The organism is Limimaricola sp., from assembly GCF_016125575.1.
Classification (GTDB): Bacteria; Pseudomonadota; Alphaproteobacteria; order Rhodobacterales; family Rhodobacteraceae; genus WGLM01.
Genome location: NZ_WGLM01000003.1, coordinates 163,157 through 177,130, shown reverse-complemented (window position 1 = coordinate 177,130; position 13,974 = coordinate 163,157). Strand labels below are relative to the sequence as shown.

The following is a 13,974-nucleotide window of genomic DNA, read 5'->3' as shown; positions in this document are numbered from 1 at the left end:
GGCGGGGTGGTAGGCCCGGAGGGACTTGAACCCCCAACCAAAGCGTTATGAGCGCTCTGCTCTAACCATTGAGCTACAGGCCCCCGCTGGCTGCTTAGCAGACCGGGACAACGGGTCAAGCGGGCCGTCCCGAGGGGGAGACTGCAGGCGGTCAGGGCGCGGGTGGCCGTTGGGCCGGCGCGCGCGGTTCCAGCGCCCAGGCAAGGACATGGGCCAGCGCATGCGACAGCATCGCCGCCTCAATCCCGCGGGCAAGAAACAGCCAGCCGAACCCGATCCCCGGCACCGTGTTGCCGACCATCACCAGCAGCACGTTGCGCGCCCGCCAGCCGCTCGGCACGCGCGCCAGTAGCGGCAGGTGACCGGCGGCAAAGACAAGCGCTGCAAGGATGATCGCCGCCCAGGCCGCGGTCGCAGGCAGCGTTTCAGGACGGCCCGCCAGTTGCCAGCCTGCCCAGGCCAGCAGGCTCATCAGCCCCCAGCGCATCATCAGTTCCTCGGCAAGGCCGCCGTAGAGGATGCGCGTCGTCAGCGGCAATGCGAAAGGCGCGGGCGTCTTGGCCGCGGGGCCAAGGGCGGCATAGGCCCGGATCATGGCTGCCGCCAGCACGGCCACCGCCAGCGCCGGACCGATTTGCCGGGCAAGGACCGTGGCGACATTCGTCCCGTCCAGTGCGGCGCGCAGGGCCGGGGCGCCAAGCCCCACCGTGCCGCCCAGCCCACAACCCAGCGCCACGCCGAGGCTGACCAGCAGTGCCGGTTGCAGCGTTGCCACAAGGCGGAAGGTACGTGGCGACAGACGCGCGCCCGCCGGCGCCAGACGCTCCAGCGGCGCCAGCGCAAGGCTCGCCGCGCCCAAAAGCCCAAGCGCCAGCAGCACAAGGCAAGTTTGTGTCGCGATGGTCATGGTCAGCCTCTGCCAGTTGGATAGGCCCCCGGCCATGGGCCGATGAGCATTGTTACAGGTCCGTCGCGCAAGCGTCACGCGGCGCGATTTCGCGTGCCCTTTCGCAGCGCCCGCCCGGTGCCGATATGCCTGATACAGCCGGGACATGCCGGTGCGTATCCAACGAAGCGGACACGCGCGACTCGACAGGCCAGTCGGCTGTTACGCGCCCAGCAGGGGCGCCATCGGAGATTGAAATGCGTAAGACCATCCTCCCGGCGGCAGTCATTGCCATGATCCTGTCCAGCGGAGCCGCCTTCGCGGCCGAGCGCGCCAACCGCGATACCGTGGTGGGCTATGTCAAGGACATCACCGCAACCACGGTGACGTTCGATGACGGCCAAAGCTTCACGTTGCCCCTGGGCTGGGTCAACCCTGGCATCAAGAAGGGCAGCGAAGTCATCGTTTCGATGAAACTGAACGAGAATGCCAAGATCGACCAGTCCGGCTCGACGGTGGAATTCGTGTCGCTGATCAAGTAACGGCGTATCAGCGGCGTCGCGCACAAGGGGCAGTCCGGGCAGCCGGGCTGCCCCTTCTGGTGTCTGGTGGCAGGCTGCTTGCGGGGCGGGGGGCTTATGGGCTATCGGGGCGGCACCAGCGCGCGGGGGACAGCATGACAGCGGACAAGGGTCTGACCTATTCATCGGCCGGGGTCGATATCGACGCCGGTAACGCGCTGGTCGAGCGGATCAAGCCTGCGGCCAAGCGCACCGCGCGGCCGGGCGTGATGGCGGGGCTGGGCGGGTTCGGCGCGCTTTTCGATCCGCGCGCGGCGGGGTTCACCGACCCGGTCCTGGTGGCCGCGACCGATGGCGTGGGCACCAAGCTGCGCATCGCGATCGACACCGGCAACGTCGACACCATCGGCATCGACCTCGTGGCGATGTGCGTCAACGACCTGGTGTGCCAAGGGGCAGAGCCGCTGTTTTTCCTTGATTATTTCGCCACCGGCAAGCTGGATGTCGAGGCCGCCGCGCGGATCATCGAAGGCATCGCCACGGGCTGCGCCGAAACCGGCTGCGCCCTGATCGGCGGCGAGACGGCCGAGATGCCGGGCATGTATCACGGCGGCGATTTCGACCTTGCCGGTTTTGCCGTGGGCGCGATGGAGCGCGGCACCGACCTGCCGCAGGGTGTGGCCGCGGGCGACGTGCTGCTGGGGCTCGCCTCGGACGGGGTGCATTCGAACGGCTATTCGCTGGTGCGCCGGGTTGTCGAGCGTGCCGGGCTGAAATGGGACGATCCCGCTCCCTTCGCCGACGGCCCGCTGGGTGCGGCGCTGCTGGCGCCGACGCGGCTTTACGTGCGCCCGGCGCTGGCGGCGATCCGCGCGGGCGGGGTGCATGGTCTGGCCCACATCACCGGCGGCGGGCTGACCGAGAACCTGCCGCGCATTCTGCCCGAGGGGCTGGGCGCCACGATCGACCTTGGCGCCTGGACGCTGCCGCCGGTCTTTGCATGGCTGGCGCAGGCGGGCGGGCTGGAGACGGCCGAGATGCTCAAGACCTTCAACGCCGGGATCGGGATGGTCGCCGTGGTCGCGCCCGACCGGGCCGAGGCGCTGGCCGCGCTACTGGAGAGCATCGGCGAGCGGGTGCACCGGCTGGGCCATGTCGTGCCGGGCGAGGGCGTCAGCTACAGCGGCCGCCTCGCGTGAACGCGCGCGTTGCGATCCTGATCTCGGGTTCCGGCACCAACATGATGGCGCTGGTCGAGGCGATGGTGCGCGACTTTCCGGCGCGCCCGGTGCTGGTCGTGTCGAACGATCCCGAGGCGGGCGGGCTGGCCAAGGCGCGGGCCAAGGGCATTGCCACCTTCGTTGTTGATCATCGCGGGCGCGACCGGGCCGATTTCGAGGCCGAGATCGACGCGGTCCTCCGCCGCGCGAAGGTCGATATCATTTGCCTTGCCGGGTTCATGCGCATCCTGACGCCCGGTTTCGTCGCGGGCTGGGCGGGAAAGATGCTCAACATCCACCCGTCGCTGCTGCCCAAATATCCGGGCCTGCATACCCATGCCCGGGCTATTGCCGCGGGCGACAGCGAACATGGCTGCACCGTGCACGAGGTGACGGGCGTTCTGGACGGCGGGCCGATCCTTGGGCAAGCGCGCATCCCGGTGCACCCCGGCGACACTCCCGAGGCGCTGGCAGCGCGCCTTTTGCCGTTGGAACATCGGCTTTATCCGGCCGTCTTGCGCCGCTTCGCCACCGGCGACCGCACGCCCGTTCTGATGACCTGACGCGCGCCCTTTCCAAGCCGGGGCCGATGTCCTACACCCTTGGGATCGAGCGGGGCTCGCGTCCCGGCAGTCACACAAAGGCCTGCATGAAACCGATCACCACGACCGAGGCCCTTGCCGCGTTCTGCGCCGAGGCCGCCAAACGCCCCTACGTCACCGTCGATACCGAATTTCTGCGTGAACGGACGTATTACTCCAAGCTCTGCCTGCTGCAACTGGCCTATCCCGGCGATCATGGCCCCGAGGGCGCGGGCGCGGACGCCGTGCTGGTTGATCCGCTTGCCGAGGGGCTGTCGCTGGACCCGGTCTACGCGCTCTTTCGTAATCCAGACGTCGTCAAGGTGTTCCACGCGGCCCGGCAGGACCTCGAGATTTTTGCAGTCGAGGCGGGGGTGATTCCGCATCCGCTGTTCGACACGCAAGTGGCCGCGATGGTCTGCGGTTTTGGTGAGCAGGCGGGATACGAGACGCTGGTGCGCAAGATCGCGCGCGCCGACCTCGACAAGTCCAGCCGTTTCACCGACTGGTCGCGCCGCCCGCTGACCGAGGCGCAGGCCTCCTATGCGCTGGCCGATGTCACCCACCTGCGGGTGATCTACGAACACCTTGTCGCGCAGCTCGACAAGACCGGGCGGCATGGCTGGCTGGATGAAGAGATGGCGGTGCTGGAAAACCCCGCCACCTATCACACTGACCCCGACGAGGCGTGGCAGAAGGTCAAGACGCGCACCCATTCGCCGCGCTTTCTTGCCATCGTGCGCGAACTGGCGCGGTTCCGCGAGACCTATGCGCAGACCCGCAACATTCCCCGGTCACGCGTGTACAAGGACGACGCGCTGGTGGAACTGGCCTCGACCAAGCCGATGAACGAGGCCGATCTTGGCCGCTCGCGCCTGTTGTTGCGCGAAGCGCGGCGTGGCGACATTGCCGAAGGTATTCTGGCGGCCGTCAAGGCCGGGGTCGAGGCACCCAATGAAACCCTGCCGCGCCCGGAAAAGCCGCGCGCGTCGTTGCAGGTGAACCCCGCATTGGCCGATCTGCTGCGGGTCCTGCTCAAGGCCCGCTGCGAGGCCGAGGGCGTGGCGCAGAAACTAATCGCCACCGCCTCCGAACTTGACGCCATCGCGGCGGGAGAGCGTGATCTTCCGTCACTCAAGGGCTGGCGCAAGGCGGTCTTTGGCGCCGAGGCCCTTGCGCTGTGCGAGGGCCGGCTGGCACTGGCCGCGCGTGGCAACGACGTGGTGACGATCCCGCTGTGATCAGCGGCGCAGGGTGACCGAATTACGCGTCCCCTGCACCACAATGCGCGAGATACCGGCCAGATCGGCGCTTGAAAGGGAGGTTGCCACGGTGATCTGCCGCGCGGCCGCCGCGCCGCCGGCTGTGGCGCCTGTCGGTGCCTCGGCCCGCAATTCGAACGTCAATGTGCCACTTGGGCTGTCGACGGCGACAAGCTGGGCATTGTAATAGCCCAGACCGGCGGCCTGCCCGGTGGCGCGCAGGATCGCGCCGTTGGGGGTCCGGTCAAGGGCGGCTGACAGCACCTGTTCGACCGGCACACGGCTGTCGATTGTCTGAACCCGGTCAGCGGGGACCAACGGCACCTCGGCGGCCGTCGGGGCCACGACTGCGGCACCGTGACCAAACCAGTTCATCGGGTTCAGCCGCGACCCGGCGACCTTGGCGCAGGCCGAAAGCGCCAAGGCAGCGCAGACAAGCAGGATAACGGGACGCAGGGGCAAGCGCGGCATTCTTCGGGGCCTTTCGTCTGACGCCTCCAAGGGGTAGCCGAAACAGGCGAGGTTGAAAAGCGTGCTCTGGACCTTTGCCGGGTGCAACCTTAAGTCCTGCCCGACAAGGAGCCCTGCCATGACCAACCCTGCCTTCGATGAGCTTGTCGAGACTTTCGAATTCCTCGACGACTGGGAGGATCGCTATCGCCACGTTATCGAGATGGGGCGCGAAATGACGCCGCTTGAGGATGTGTTGAAGGTGCCGGCGACCAAGGTGCAGGGCTGCGCCAGCCAGGTCTGGATGGTGCCCGCGATCGAAGGGCAGGGGCCGGACGCGACATTTCATTTCCGCGGCGATAGCGATGCGCTGATCGTGCGGGGACTGATCGCGGTGCTGGGCGTTCTTTATGACGGGTTGAGCGTGAGTGACGTGGGGCAGGTCGATGCCGCTGCCGCGCTGGGCCGACTGGGGCTGAACGATCACCTTTCGTCGCAGCGTTCGAACGGGCTGCGGGCGATGGTCGAGCGGATCAGGCTATTGGCCGCGCAAGAAGCCGCCAGCGCCTAAAGGCTCAGCGCGAAGTTCCACAAAAGGTTGATATTCAACGCGATGATGATCGTCGCGATGATCGCACAGGCAATGGTCAGCCAGCGCCCGGCGGGCAGGCCGCGCATCAACTTTCTGTTGGCGGTGAAGGTGACCAGCGGCACGATGGCGAAGGGCAGTTGCAAGCTAAGGACCACCTGGCTGAGAATCAGCAACTCTGCCGTGCCTTTTTCCCCGTAAAGGACGCTGGCAACAGCCGCGGGCAGGATGGCGATACCGCGCGTCGCCAGCCGGCGCTGCCAAGCCGGCAGGCGCAAGTGGATGAAGCCTTCCATCACGATCTGGCCCGAGAGCGTGGCGGTGACGGTCGAGTTCAGTCCCGATGCCAGCAGAGCCACGGCGAAAAGCACGGCGGCAAAGGTGGTGCCCAGTGTCGGGTCCAAAAGCTTGTAGGCATCCTGAATCTCGGCCACCTGCGTCTGGCCGGTGGTATGAAAGGCTGCCGCTGCGAGAATCAGGATCGCGGAATTGATGAAAAGCGCGATGGTCAGCGCGATGGTGCTGTCGATCGTGGCCATCCTGATCGCATCGCGCCGGTCGGCGTCGGTAGGGCCCACGGCGCGGGTCTGGACGATGGCAGAGTGCAGGTAGAGGTTATGCGGCATCACCGTTGCGCCGATAATCCCAAGCGCGAGATAAAGCATGTCGGGATTGCCCAGAACGCTGGCCTGCGGGATGTAGCCGCGCAGCACATCGCCCCAGACCGGGCTGGAATAGACCATCTCGACGGCGAAGCAGACAAAGATCACGGCCGTCAGGGCGATCACCACCGATTCCAGCTTGCGAAAGCCACGACCCTGCAACCACAGGATCAGGAAGACATCCGCCGCGGTCAGCAGCACGCCGATGGGCAGCGGTATCTGGAAGAGCAGGTTCAGCGCGATGGCCGTCCCGATCACCTCGGCAAGGTCGGTGGCGATGATCGCGGCCTCGGCCATCAGCCACAGGAAGATGCCCACCGGGCGGCTATAGCGTTCACGGCAAAACTGGGCGAGGTCACGGCCCCCGGCGATGCCCATGCGCACGGCCAATGCCTGTAGCAGCACCGCCATGATGTTCGACAGAAGAACGACCGAAAGCAGCGTATAGCCAAAGGCCGATCCGCCGGCGAGCGACGTGGCCCAGTTGCCTGGATCCATGTAGCCCACCGCGACGAGGTAGCCGGGGCCAAGAAACCCCAGCAGCCTGCGCCAGAACCCACCCGTACGCACCGCGACCGAGGCATTGACCTCGGGCAGGGAGGGCAGGGAATCATCCGGTTCGCGCGCCGGGGCAAGGGTCATGGGAAGCTGCTCGAATCGTTTACTTGCGAACGATTATCATTTGCGATTTGTGCCCGCAAGCTGGCTGATCGCCACGGCCAGATCGCCATAGCCGGTGAACCGCCGCTCGAATGTCAGGCCAAGGCGGGCGGCGCAGTCGCGGGCCTTGGCGGTCAGCGCGGGGTCGTCGGTCTGGGCCTGATAGACCAGCGTGGTGTAATTGCCGAAATACATCTCGCGCAGTTCCGGATGGCGGTCGAGGCCGAGCGGTTTCCAGACGAAGGCATCAAACTGTCGCACAAGAAAATCGGTCAGGTAAAAGGCGGTGCATTCGTCACGTGCGGCAAAGGCGGCGTTGCCCTCGAAAAAGCTGTAGCAATGCGGACCTTCGACCATCTTCACGCCCAACCGGTCGCAGGCCGCTTGCAGCAGCCCGCCAGTGCCGCAATCGGCATAGACGACGAAGATGTCGTCATATTCGGCGCGATGGCGGACGATTGCGGCCTCGACGGCCGGTGTGATCTTCTGCGGGGCATTGTGCAGGATGGCCGGCAGACATTGCAGGTCGAGATGGCTCCAGCCATTGGCGGCCTTCAGCGCAAGGATTTCATGCGCCAGCGCTCCGCAGGCCAGCAGCAAGACCCGGCCGGCCCCACTGGGCGCGAGGCCCTCTGCCGTCAGGCGGGCATCGTCAAGCGGCGTTGAAGATGTCATCGCCGCGTCATCCAGCGGACAACCAATGTCGCGGCCAGCACCAGCGGGATGCCCCAGGCGGTCAGCGGGCCCGTCCCCGCGAACCAATAGGCAGAGACGGCCGTCAGGGCCGCGGCGATCAGAACGGCGGCGATCAGAAGCATCCAGTGGATCATGGGCATCGGCAGTCTCCTTCCTTTCTCAGATGGGGCGGCCGGGGCAACATGAAAAGGCCCCGCGCGGGAATGTCCCGCCGGGGCCCGATGCCGGGCGATGGCGGAACGCTCAGGCGCGCGCGGCCCTTTGCGCGTTGTGCTTGCGGGCCATGAACGCCTTGGCGGTTTCGACGGCTACGGCGGCATCGCGGCAATAGGCATCGGCGCCGATCGCCTTGCCGAATTCCTCGTTCAGGGGCGCGCCACCCACCAGCACGATGTAGTCGTCGCGCATGCCCTTTTCGACCAGCGTGTCGATGACGACCTTCATGTAGGGCATCGTCGTGGTCAGCAGGGCGGACATGCCAAGGATGTCGGGCTTTTCCTGTTCCAGCGCCTCGAGGTATTTCTCGACCGAGTTGTTGATGCCCAGATCGCGCACCTCGAAACCCGCGCCTTCCATCATCATGCCGACAAGGTTCTTGCCGATGTCGTGGATGTCGCCCTTGACGGTGCCGATCACCATGCTGCCGACGCGCGGCGCGCCGGTTTCGGCCAGCAGCGGTTTCAGGATGGCCATGCCGCCCTTCATCGCGTTGGCGGCCAGCAGCACCTCGGGGACGAAGAGGATGCCGTCACGGAAGTCGGCGCCGACGATGGTCATGCCGCCCACCAGCGCCTCGGTCAGGACGCGGTAGGGTTCCCAGCCGCGTTCGATCAGGATGTTCACGCCTTCCTCGATCTCTTCCTTCAGACCGTCGTAGAGGTCGTCGAACATCTGGGCGACCAGATCCTCGTCGCTGAGTTCGGAGAGAATGATCTCGTCGTCGGCCATGAACTTTCTCCTGAGCGGCAGCCCCGGGGCGCCGGATGTTGTCGTGCCACTCTAATGCGACTTTCCGGCATATGCCACATGACGAAATGCGACATCGGGCGCGGTACCACCGACCCGCGCGGTCAAGGGTCTGGCGCGTGTTCTTGTTATGTTCTATATTTGACGGATGGATGAAATCGCCCAATTCCAATCCCGGCAACGGCGGGGTCGCGCCGCCGTGACAAACCCCGCCAACCGTTTTGACCGGCTGCACGCACAGGCCGTCGATGACGGCTGGGCACGGGATGATGACTTGCCGCCGCTGCGCACCACCATTTCCGAGGAAAAACCCCGCAGCGTGCTGACTTACAACACCTCGCCCGATCTGCCCTTTGACCGCTCCATCAACCCGTATCGCGGCTGCGAACATGGCTGCATCTACTGTTTCGCGCGGCCCAGCCATGCTTATCTGGGCCTGTCGCCGGGGCTGGATTTCGAAACGCGGCTGGTCGCCCGCCCCAGCGCGCCGGAGGTGCTGGCAAAGGAATTGCGCGCAGCGGGATACAAGGTGCGCCCCATCGCCATTGGCACGAATACCGACCCCTATCAGCCGATCGAGCGGGACCGGAAGATCATGCGTGGCGTTCTGGAGGTGTTGCGCGACTTCAACCACCCTGTCGCGATCGTCACCAAGGGCAGCCTGATCGAGCGGGATATCGACATCCTTGGTCCGATGGCGGCACAGGGGCTGGTACGTGTGGGCATCTCCGTGACGTCGCTTGATCCTGCGACCTCGCGCGCGATGAAGCCGCGCGCACCCGCCCCGGCGCGAAGATTGCGTGCGATGTCAGTCTTGGCAGGGGCCGGCATTCCGGTGCGGGCCATGATCGCGCCCGTGGTTCCCGCCCTGACCGATCACGAGATGGAAGCGATCATGGAGGCCGTGAAGGCATCAGGCGCGACGTCGGCCAGTTTCATCGTGCTGCGGCTGCCGCGCGAGGTGTCAGTGCTGTTTCGCGACTGGCTGGCCGAGCGGTATCCCGACCGCGCCGCGCGGGTGATGGGCCGGGTGCGCGAGCTGCATGGCGGGCAGGATTACGACCCGGCCTTTGGCCGCCGGATGACCGGGCAGGGGGAATGGGCCGCCCTGTTGAAGCGGCGATTCACGGTGGCCGCGGCCCGCCTGGGGCTGGACGCAAAACAACCGCCGCTGCGCTGCGACCTGTTCCGCCCGCCGCCGCGCGCAGGCGATCAGTTGTCGCTGTTCTGAGCCTCAGCCGCGCCGGCCGCGCCGTTCGCGCTTGGGCCCGGTATCGTCGCCGGTGCCGTCGGAAGCCGAGGAGAAGGGCCCCAACGCCGCCGTAATCTGGTCAAGCGTCGGACGCTCGCCCCGCGGGCGGGTCGTCAGCGCCTCGTGCATCGCTGCCAAGTGTTCGGGCGTGGTGCCGCAGCAGCCGCCGATGATCGTCGCGCCGCAATCGCGCGCCATTACGGCGTAATCGGCCATCAGCGCGGGCGTGCCATCGTAATGGATGTGCCCGTCATGATATTTTGGGATGCCCGCATTGCCCTTGGCGATGATCGGTGTCTCGGTCCCGGCCGCGGCAAAGCCCAGCACGGTGCGCAAGAGGTCCGACGCGCCGACACCACAATTGGCACCGAAGGCGATCGGCGGATTGGGGATCTTGGCGACCATCTTGGCCATCTCGGCCGAGGTCAGGCCCATCATCGTGCGCCCCGAGGTGTCAAAGCTCATCGTGCCGCACCACGGCATGCCGGCCAGCGCAAAGGCTTCGGCCGCGGCGCGGTATTCCTCGGCCGCGCTGATGGTTTCCAGCCAGAGGACATCAACGCCGCCCTCTTTCAGACCTTCGGCCTGTTCGTGGAAAATCTCGACGGCGCGGGCATGGGTCAGCGTGCCCATCGGCTCGAATATTTCACCCGTCGGCCCGACGGACCCTGCCACAACCACCGGGCGCCCGGCCTTGTCGGCCACTGCGCGGCCGAGTTCCGCTGCGACGCGGTTGATCTCGCGGACCTGGCCTTGGGCACCGTGCAACTTCAGCCGCGCGGCATTGCCGCCGAAGCTGTTGGTCAGGAAAAGGTCGCTGCCGGCATCGACGGCATCGGCATAAAGTTTCGTGATCCGGTCGGGATGCTCGGTGTTCCACATCTCCGGCGCGTCGCCCGATTCCAGCCCCATGTTGAAGAGGTTGGTGCCCGTGGCCCCGTCGGCCATGATCCAGTCACGAGTTTCGAGAAGGCGGCTCAGCAGGTCTTGCATCGGGAGGCTTTCCGGCTGGAGGGGCTGTCTCAGAATTCGGCGACCATTTTGGCCTTCACCTCGGCCATGAGGTCGGCCATCTTGGCGCGGATCTCGGCCTCGGGCACAAGATGCCCGATATCGGCGAAAAGCTTGCGATAGACGTCGTCCTCGCCCGGCTCCTCGATATCGGCCATCACGACCTCGGCGGCATAGGCCAAGGCGGCATCGCCCGTCTTGTCCAGCAGGCCCGCGGCCCAGAGCCCAAGCGCCTTGTTGCGGCGGGCCTCGGCCCGGAACTGCATTTCGGCGTCGTGGGCGAACTTGGCCTCGAAGGCGTTCTCGCGGTCGTCGAAGGTGGACATCGGCGTGGTCCCTGCTCTGGTGGCGTGTCGCTTTCCATATGCCTGCCGGGGCGCTTGCCCGCAAGGGGGGCTTGGACTATGACGCCCGGATAAGGCGCGCTGGCCGCGGCCCCACCCCGGGGGCCGGGCGTGCCGGACGAGGTGAGAATGGCGCGCCGCAAGAAGATCTACGAAGGCAAGGCGAAGATCCTGTACGAAGGCCCCGAACCGGGGACGCTGGTGCAGTATTTCAAGGATGACGCGACCGCGTTCAACGCCGAGAAGAAGGCGGTGATCGAAGGCAAGGGCGTGTTGAACAACCGCCTGTCGGAGTTCTTCATGACCGGGCTTGGCCAGATCGGCGTGCCCACGCATTTCATCAAGCGGCTGAACATGCGCGAACAACTGATCCGGCAGGTCGAGATCATCCCGCTGGAAGTGATCGTGCGCAATTTCGCGGCCGGCTCCATGGCCAAGCGGCTGGGGCTGGAAGAGGGCACACCGCTGCCGCGACCGATCGTCGAGTTCAGCTACAAGGACGACAAGCTGGGCGATCCGCTTGTGCCCGAGGAATACATCATCGCCTTCGGCTGGGCGAGCCAGCAGGACCTTGACGACATCGTCAGCCTTGCGCTGCGCGTCAATGACTTCATGTCCGGCGTCATGCACGGCGTTGGCATCCGGCTGATCGACTTCAAGATCGAGATCGGGCGGATCTGGGAGAATGATTACCCCCGTCTGGTTGTGGCCGATGAGATCAGCCCGGACTCTTGCCGGCTGTGGGACATCGAAACGGGCCGCAAGCTCGACAAGGACGTGTTTCGGCGCGACCTTGGCAGCCTTGCCGATGCCTATACCGAAGTGGCGCGGCGGCTGGGCGTGCTTCCCTCAAACGTCACTCACCGGCCCAAGCCGACGCTGATCAACTGAAAGGCCCTGACCCGATGAAGGCAAGAGTGACGGTAATGCTGAAGACCGGCGTGCTCGACCCGCAGGGCGAGGCGATCCGCCATGCGCTGGGCGCGCTGGGCTTCGACGGGGTCGAAGGTGTGCGGCAGGGCAAGGTGATCGAGCTTGAACTGGCCGAGGGCACGACCGAGCAGACGGTGCGCACGATGTGCGAAAAGCTGCTGGCCAACACCGTGATCGAAAGCTACCGGATCGAGGTGCTGTAGCCCGATGCGCGCCGCGGTGCTGCGGGCCTTCAACGCCCCCCTCTCGCTGGAAGACGTCCCCGATCCTGTCTGCCCGCCCGACGGCGTGGTGCTGAAGGTGCTGGCCAGCGGCGTTTGCCGGTCGGACTGGCACCTGTGGACCGGGGCCGACCCGTCGCCGCTGCCGCACATCCCCGGCCATGAATATTGTGGCGAGATCGTCGCGGTCGGCCGTGACGTGCATCAATGGCAGGTGGGCGCGCGGGTGGTTGCGCCGTTCATCCTGGCCTGCGGGCAATGCCCCGATTGCGCGGCGGGCCACCAGACCATCTGCGCCACGCAAGTGCTGCCGGGGTTCAACCGCGCGGGGTCTTTCGCCGAATACATTGCCGTGCCGCGCGCCGATCACAACCTCGCAGCGCTGCCCGAGGGGATGGACCCGGCGCTGGCCGCCGCGCTGGGCTGCCGCGCAACGACCGCATGGCACGCGCTGACCGGCCGCGCGGCATTGGCCGCGGGCGAGTGGCTGGCGGTGTTCGGTGGTGGTGGCGTCGGCATGGCGGCGCTGATCCTCGGACAGGCGCTGGGGGCGCGCGTCGTCGTGGTGGATGTGGTGCGTGAAAAGCTTGACCATGCGCTGTCGCTGGGCGCGGCGGCGGTGGTGGACGCGCGGTCGGGCGACCCGGCCGCGGCGGTGCGCGAGATCACCGGCGGTGGCGCGCATGTGGCGCTGGAGGCGCTGGGCGTGCCGGCAACAACAATCCCCGCGCTTCGATCACTCAGGCGGCTGGGACGGATGGCGCAGGTGGGGATGCCTGCCGGCGACCACGTGACGATGCCGATCCCGATGGATGCGATCTATGGTGGGCAATTGGCAGTTTTTGGCACGCGCGGCATGCCCAGCTGGCGCTATCCCAGCCTGCTGGCGCTGATCGAAAGCGGGCAGGTGGACCTGACGCCGATGATCGCAAGGCGCCGGCCGCTTTCCGCCGTGAGCGAGGAACTTTTGGCCTTTAACGGACCGACGGCGCCGGGTATTGCCGTGATCACCGATTTTACCCGTCAGGAGCCCGCGCCATGAAGGCTGCCGTCATCGTCTTTCCCGGCTCGAACTGCGATCGCGACATGGCGGTGGCGCTGCGGCAGGCCGGGGCCGATGTCACGATGGTCTGGCACAAGGATGCGGCCCTGCCCGCCGGGGTGGACCTTGTTGCGGTGCCGGGCGGGTTTTCCTTTGGCGATTACCTGCGCTGTGGTGCGATTGCCGCGCGTGCGCCGATCGGCCAGGCAGTCGCGGCCCATGCGACGCGTGGCGGCTACGTGCTGGGCGTGTGCAACGGATTTCAGGTGCTGACCGAGATGGGCCTTCTGCCCGGTGCGCTGATGCGCAACGCCGGGTTGAAGTTCATCTGCCGCACCGTGCCGATGCGGGTTGAGACAACTGACAGCGTCTATACCGGAGGTTATGGACCGGGGCAGGTGGTGCGACTGCCCATTGCTCATCACGATGGCAACTTCGTCGCCGATGCCGAGACGCTGACCCGATTGGCAGGCGAGGACCGCGTTGCGCTGCGCTATGTCGACAATCCCAATGGCGCGATGGACGACATCGCCGGCATCCTGTCGGCCAATCGGCGGGTGCTGGGCATGATGCCGCATCCGGAACGCGCCATAGATCCGCTGCATGGCAGCACCGATGGCCTGCCGATGTTCGCCTCGCTGGTGGCCGGTCTGGTTGCGGCCTGACGCGGCTTGCCCA

The 13,974-nt window shown here is 66.4% G+C and carries 18 protein-coding genes and 1 tRNA gene; 10 read left to right on the top strand and 9 right to left on the bottom strand.

Features of this window, described 5'->3' with window-relative positions:
* Positions 1-7: 7 nt before the first annotated feature.
* Both GC146_RS06765 and GC146_RS06760 read right to left on the bottom strand, forming a co-directional pair.
* A tRNA-Ile gene (locus GC146_RS06765) sits at positions 8-83 on the bottom strand.
* 68 nt (positions 84-151) lie between these two features.
* Positions 152-907, bottom strand: coding sequence for a CPBP family glutamic-type intramembrane protease (locus tag GC146_RS06760; protein WP_291836236.1), 756 nt, complete (start codon positions 905-907; stop codon positions 152-154).
* A gap of 236 nt (positions 908-1,143) precedes the next feature.
* Here GC146_RS06760 and GC146_RS06755 point away from each other — a divergent pair, with 236 nt between their 5' ends.
* From GC146_RS06755 to rnd, 4 genes are all read left to right on the top strand, one after another.
* On the top strand, positions 1,144-1,428 hold the full coding sequence (locus tag GC146_RS06755) for a hypothetical protein (protein ID WP_291836232.1): 285 nt from the start codon (positions 1,144-1,146) through the stop codon (positions 1,426-1,428).
* Positions 1,429-1,562: 134 nt separating this feature from the next.
* Entirely contained in the window at positions 1,563-2,606 is a 1,044-nt protein-coding gene (gene purM / locus GC146_RS06750) for a phosphoribosylformylglycinamidine cyclo-ligase (RefSeq protein WP_291836229.1), read from the top strand.
* Positions 2,603-3,190 (top strand): phosphoribosylglycinamide formyltransferase, encoded by a 588-nt coding sequence (gene purN, locus GC146_RS06745; RefSeq protein ID WP_291836225.1) that lies wholly within the window; start codon positions 2,603-2,605, stop codon positions 3,188-3,190. The genes purM and purN overlap by 4 nt, the downstream gene beginning before the upstream one ends.
* A gap of 86 nt (positions 3,191-3,276) precedes the next feature.
* Complete coding sequence (gene rnd, locus GC146_RS06740) at positions 3,277-4,449, top strand: ribonuclease D (protein ID WP_291836312.1); 1,173 nt, start codon at positions 3,277-3,279, stop codon at positions 4,447-4,449.
* Here the strand turns inward: rnd and GC146_RS06735 are convergent, their stop codons facing one another.
* Complete coding sequence (locus GC146_RS06735) at positions 4,450-4,941, bottom strand: hypothetical protein (protein ID WP_291836222.1); 492 nt, start codon at positions 4,939-4,941, stop codon at positions 4,450-4,452. It abuts the gene before it with no gap.
* 118 nt (positions 4,942-5,059) lie between these two features.
* Here GC146_RS06735 and GC146_RS06730 point away from each other — a divergent pair, with 118 nt between their 5' ends.
* Positions 5,060-5,491: a SufE family protein gene (locus GC146_RS06730; RefSeq protein ID WP_291836220.1), complete on the top strand. Its 432-nt coding sequence runs from the start codon at positions 5,060-5,062 to the stop codon at positions 5,489-5,491.
* Here GC146_RS06730 and GC146_RS06725 read toward each other — a convergent pair.
* From GC146_RS06725 to GC146_RS06710, 4 genes are all read right to left on the bottom strand, one after another.
* Entirely contained in the window at positions 5,488-6,813 is a 1,326-nt protein-coding gene (locus GC146_RS06725; RefSeq protein ID WP_291836218.1) for an Nramp family divalent metal transporter, read from the bottom strand. The genes GC146_RS06730 and GC146_RS06725 overlap by 4 nt on opposite strands.
* Before the next feature lie 36 nt (positions 6,814-6,849).
* Entirely contained in the window at positions 6,850-7,506 is a 657-nt protein-coding gene (locus GC146_RS06720; protein ID WP_291836215.1) for a DUF1638 domain-containing protein, read from the bottom strand.
* Positions 7,503-7,667 (bottom strand): hypothetical protein, encoded by a 165-nt coding sequence (locus tag GC146_RS06715; protein WP_291836212.1) that lies wholly within the window; start codon positions 7,665-7,667, stop codon positions 7,503-7,505. Before GC146_RS06715 ends, GC146_RS06720 begins: the two co-directional genes overlap by 4 nt.
* Positions 7,668-7,770: 103 nt before the next feature.
* Positions 7,771-8,475, bottom strand: coding sequence for a B12-binding domain-containing protein (locus tag GC146_RS06710; protein WP_291836210.1), 705 nt, complete (start codon positions 8,473-8,475; stop codon positions 7,771-7,773).
* A 166-nt stretch (positions 8,476-8,641) separates the two neighbouring features.
* Between GC146_RS06710 and GC146_RS06705 the strand changes: the two genes are divergently transcribed.
* Positions 8,642-9,724, top strand: a complete 1,083-nt coding sequence (locus GC146_RS06705; RefSeq protein ID WP_291836207.1) for a PA0069 family radical SAM protein — start codon at positions 8,642-8,644, stop codon at positions 9,722-9,724.
* 3 nt (positions 9,725-9,727) lie between these two features.
* On the opposite strand, the gene bmt is transcribed toward GC146_RS06705, so the two are convergent.
* Positions 9,728-10,738, bottom strand: a complete 1,011-nt coding sequence (bmt, locus tag GC146_RS06700; RefSeq protein ID WP_291836204.1) for a betaine--homocysteine S-methyltransferase — start codon at positions 10,736-10,738, stop codon at positions 9,728-9,730.
* Positions 10,739-10,767: 29 nt separating this feature from the next.
* Positions 10,768-11,082, bottom strand: coding sequence for a DUF1476 domain-containing protein (locus GC146_RS06695; protein ID WP_291836201.1), 315 nt, complete (start codon positions 11,080-11,082; stop codon positions 10,768-10,770).
* A gap of 147 nt (positions 11,083-11,229) precedes the next feature.
* On the opposite strand from GC146_RS06695, the gene purC reads away from it, so the two are divergent.
* Genes purC through purQ form a run of 4 tightly spaced genes read left to right on the top strand, consistent with a single transcriptional unit; the run spans position 11,230 to position 13,961 of the window.
* On the top strand, positions 11,230-11,991 hold the full coding sequence (gene purC / locus GC146_RS06690) for a phosphoribosylaminoimidazolesuccinocarboxamide synthase (RefSeq protein WP_291836198.1): 762 nt from the start codon (positions 11,230-11,232) through the stop codon (positions 11,989-11,991).
* A 14-nt stretch (positions 11,992-12,005) separates the two neighbouring features.
* A complete protein-coding gene (gene purS, locus GC146_RS06685) occupies positions 12,006-12,236 on the top strand; it encodes a phosphoribosylformylglycinamidine synthase subunit PurS (RefSeq protein WP_291836196.1) in 231 nt (76 codons plus the stop codon).
* 4 nt (positions 12,237-12,240) lie between these two features.
* Positions 12,241-13,296 carry an alcohol dehydrogenase catalytic domain-containing protein gene (locus GC146_RS06680; RefSeq protein ID WP_291836194.1) on the top strand — a complete coding sequence of 352 codons (1,056 nt, stop codon included), beginning with the start codon at positions 12,241-12,243 and terminating at the stop codon, positions 13,294-13,296.
* A complete protein-coding gene (gene purQ / locus GC146_RS06675; protein WP_291836191.1) occupies positions 13,293-13,961 on the top strand; it encodes a phosphoribosylformylglycinamidine synthase subunit PurQ in 669 nt (222 codons plus the stop codon). The genes GC146_RS06680 and purQ overlap by 4 nt, the downstream gene beginning before the upstream one ends.
* Positions 13,962-13,974: the final 13 nt, after the last annotated feature.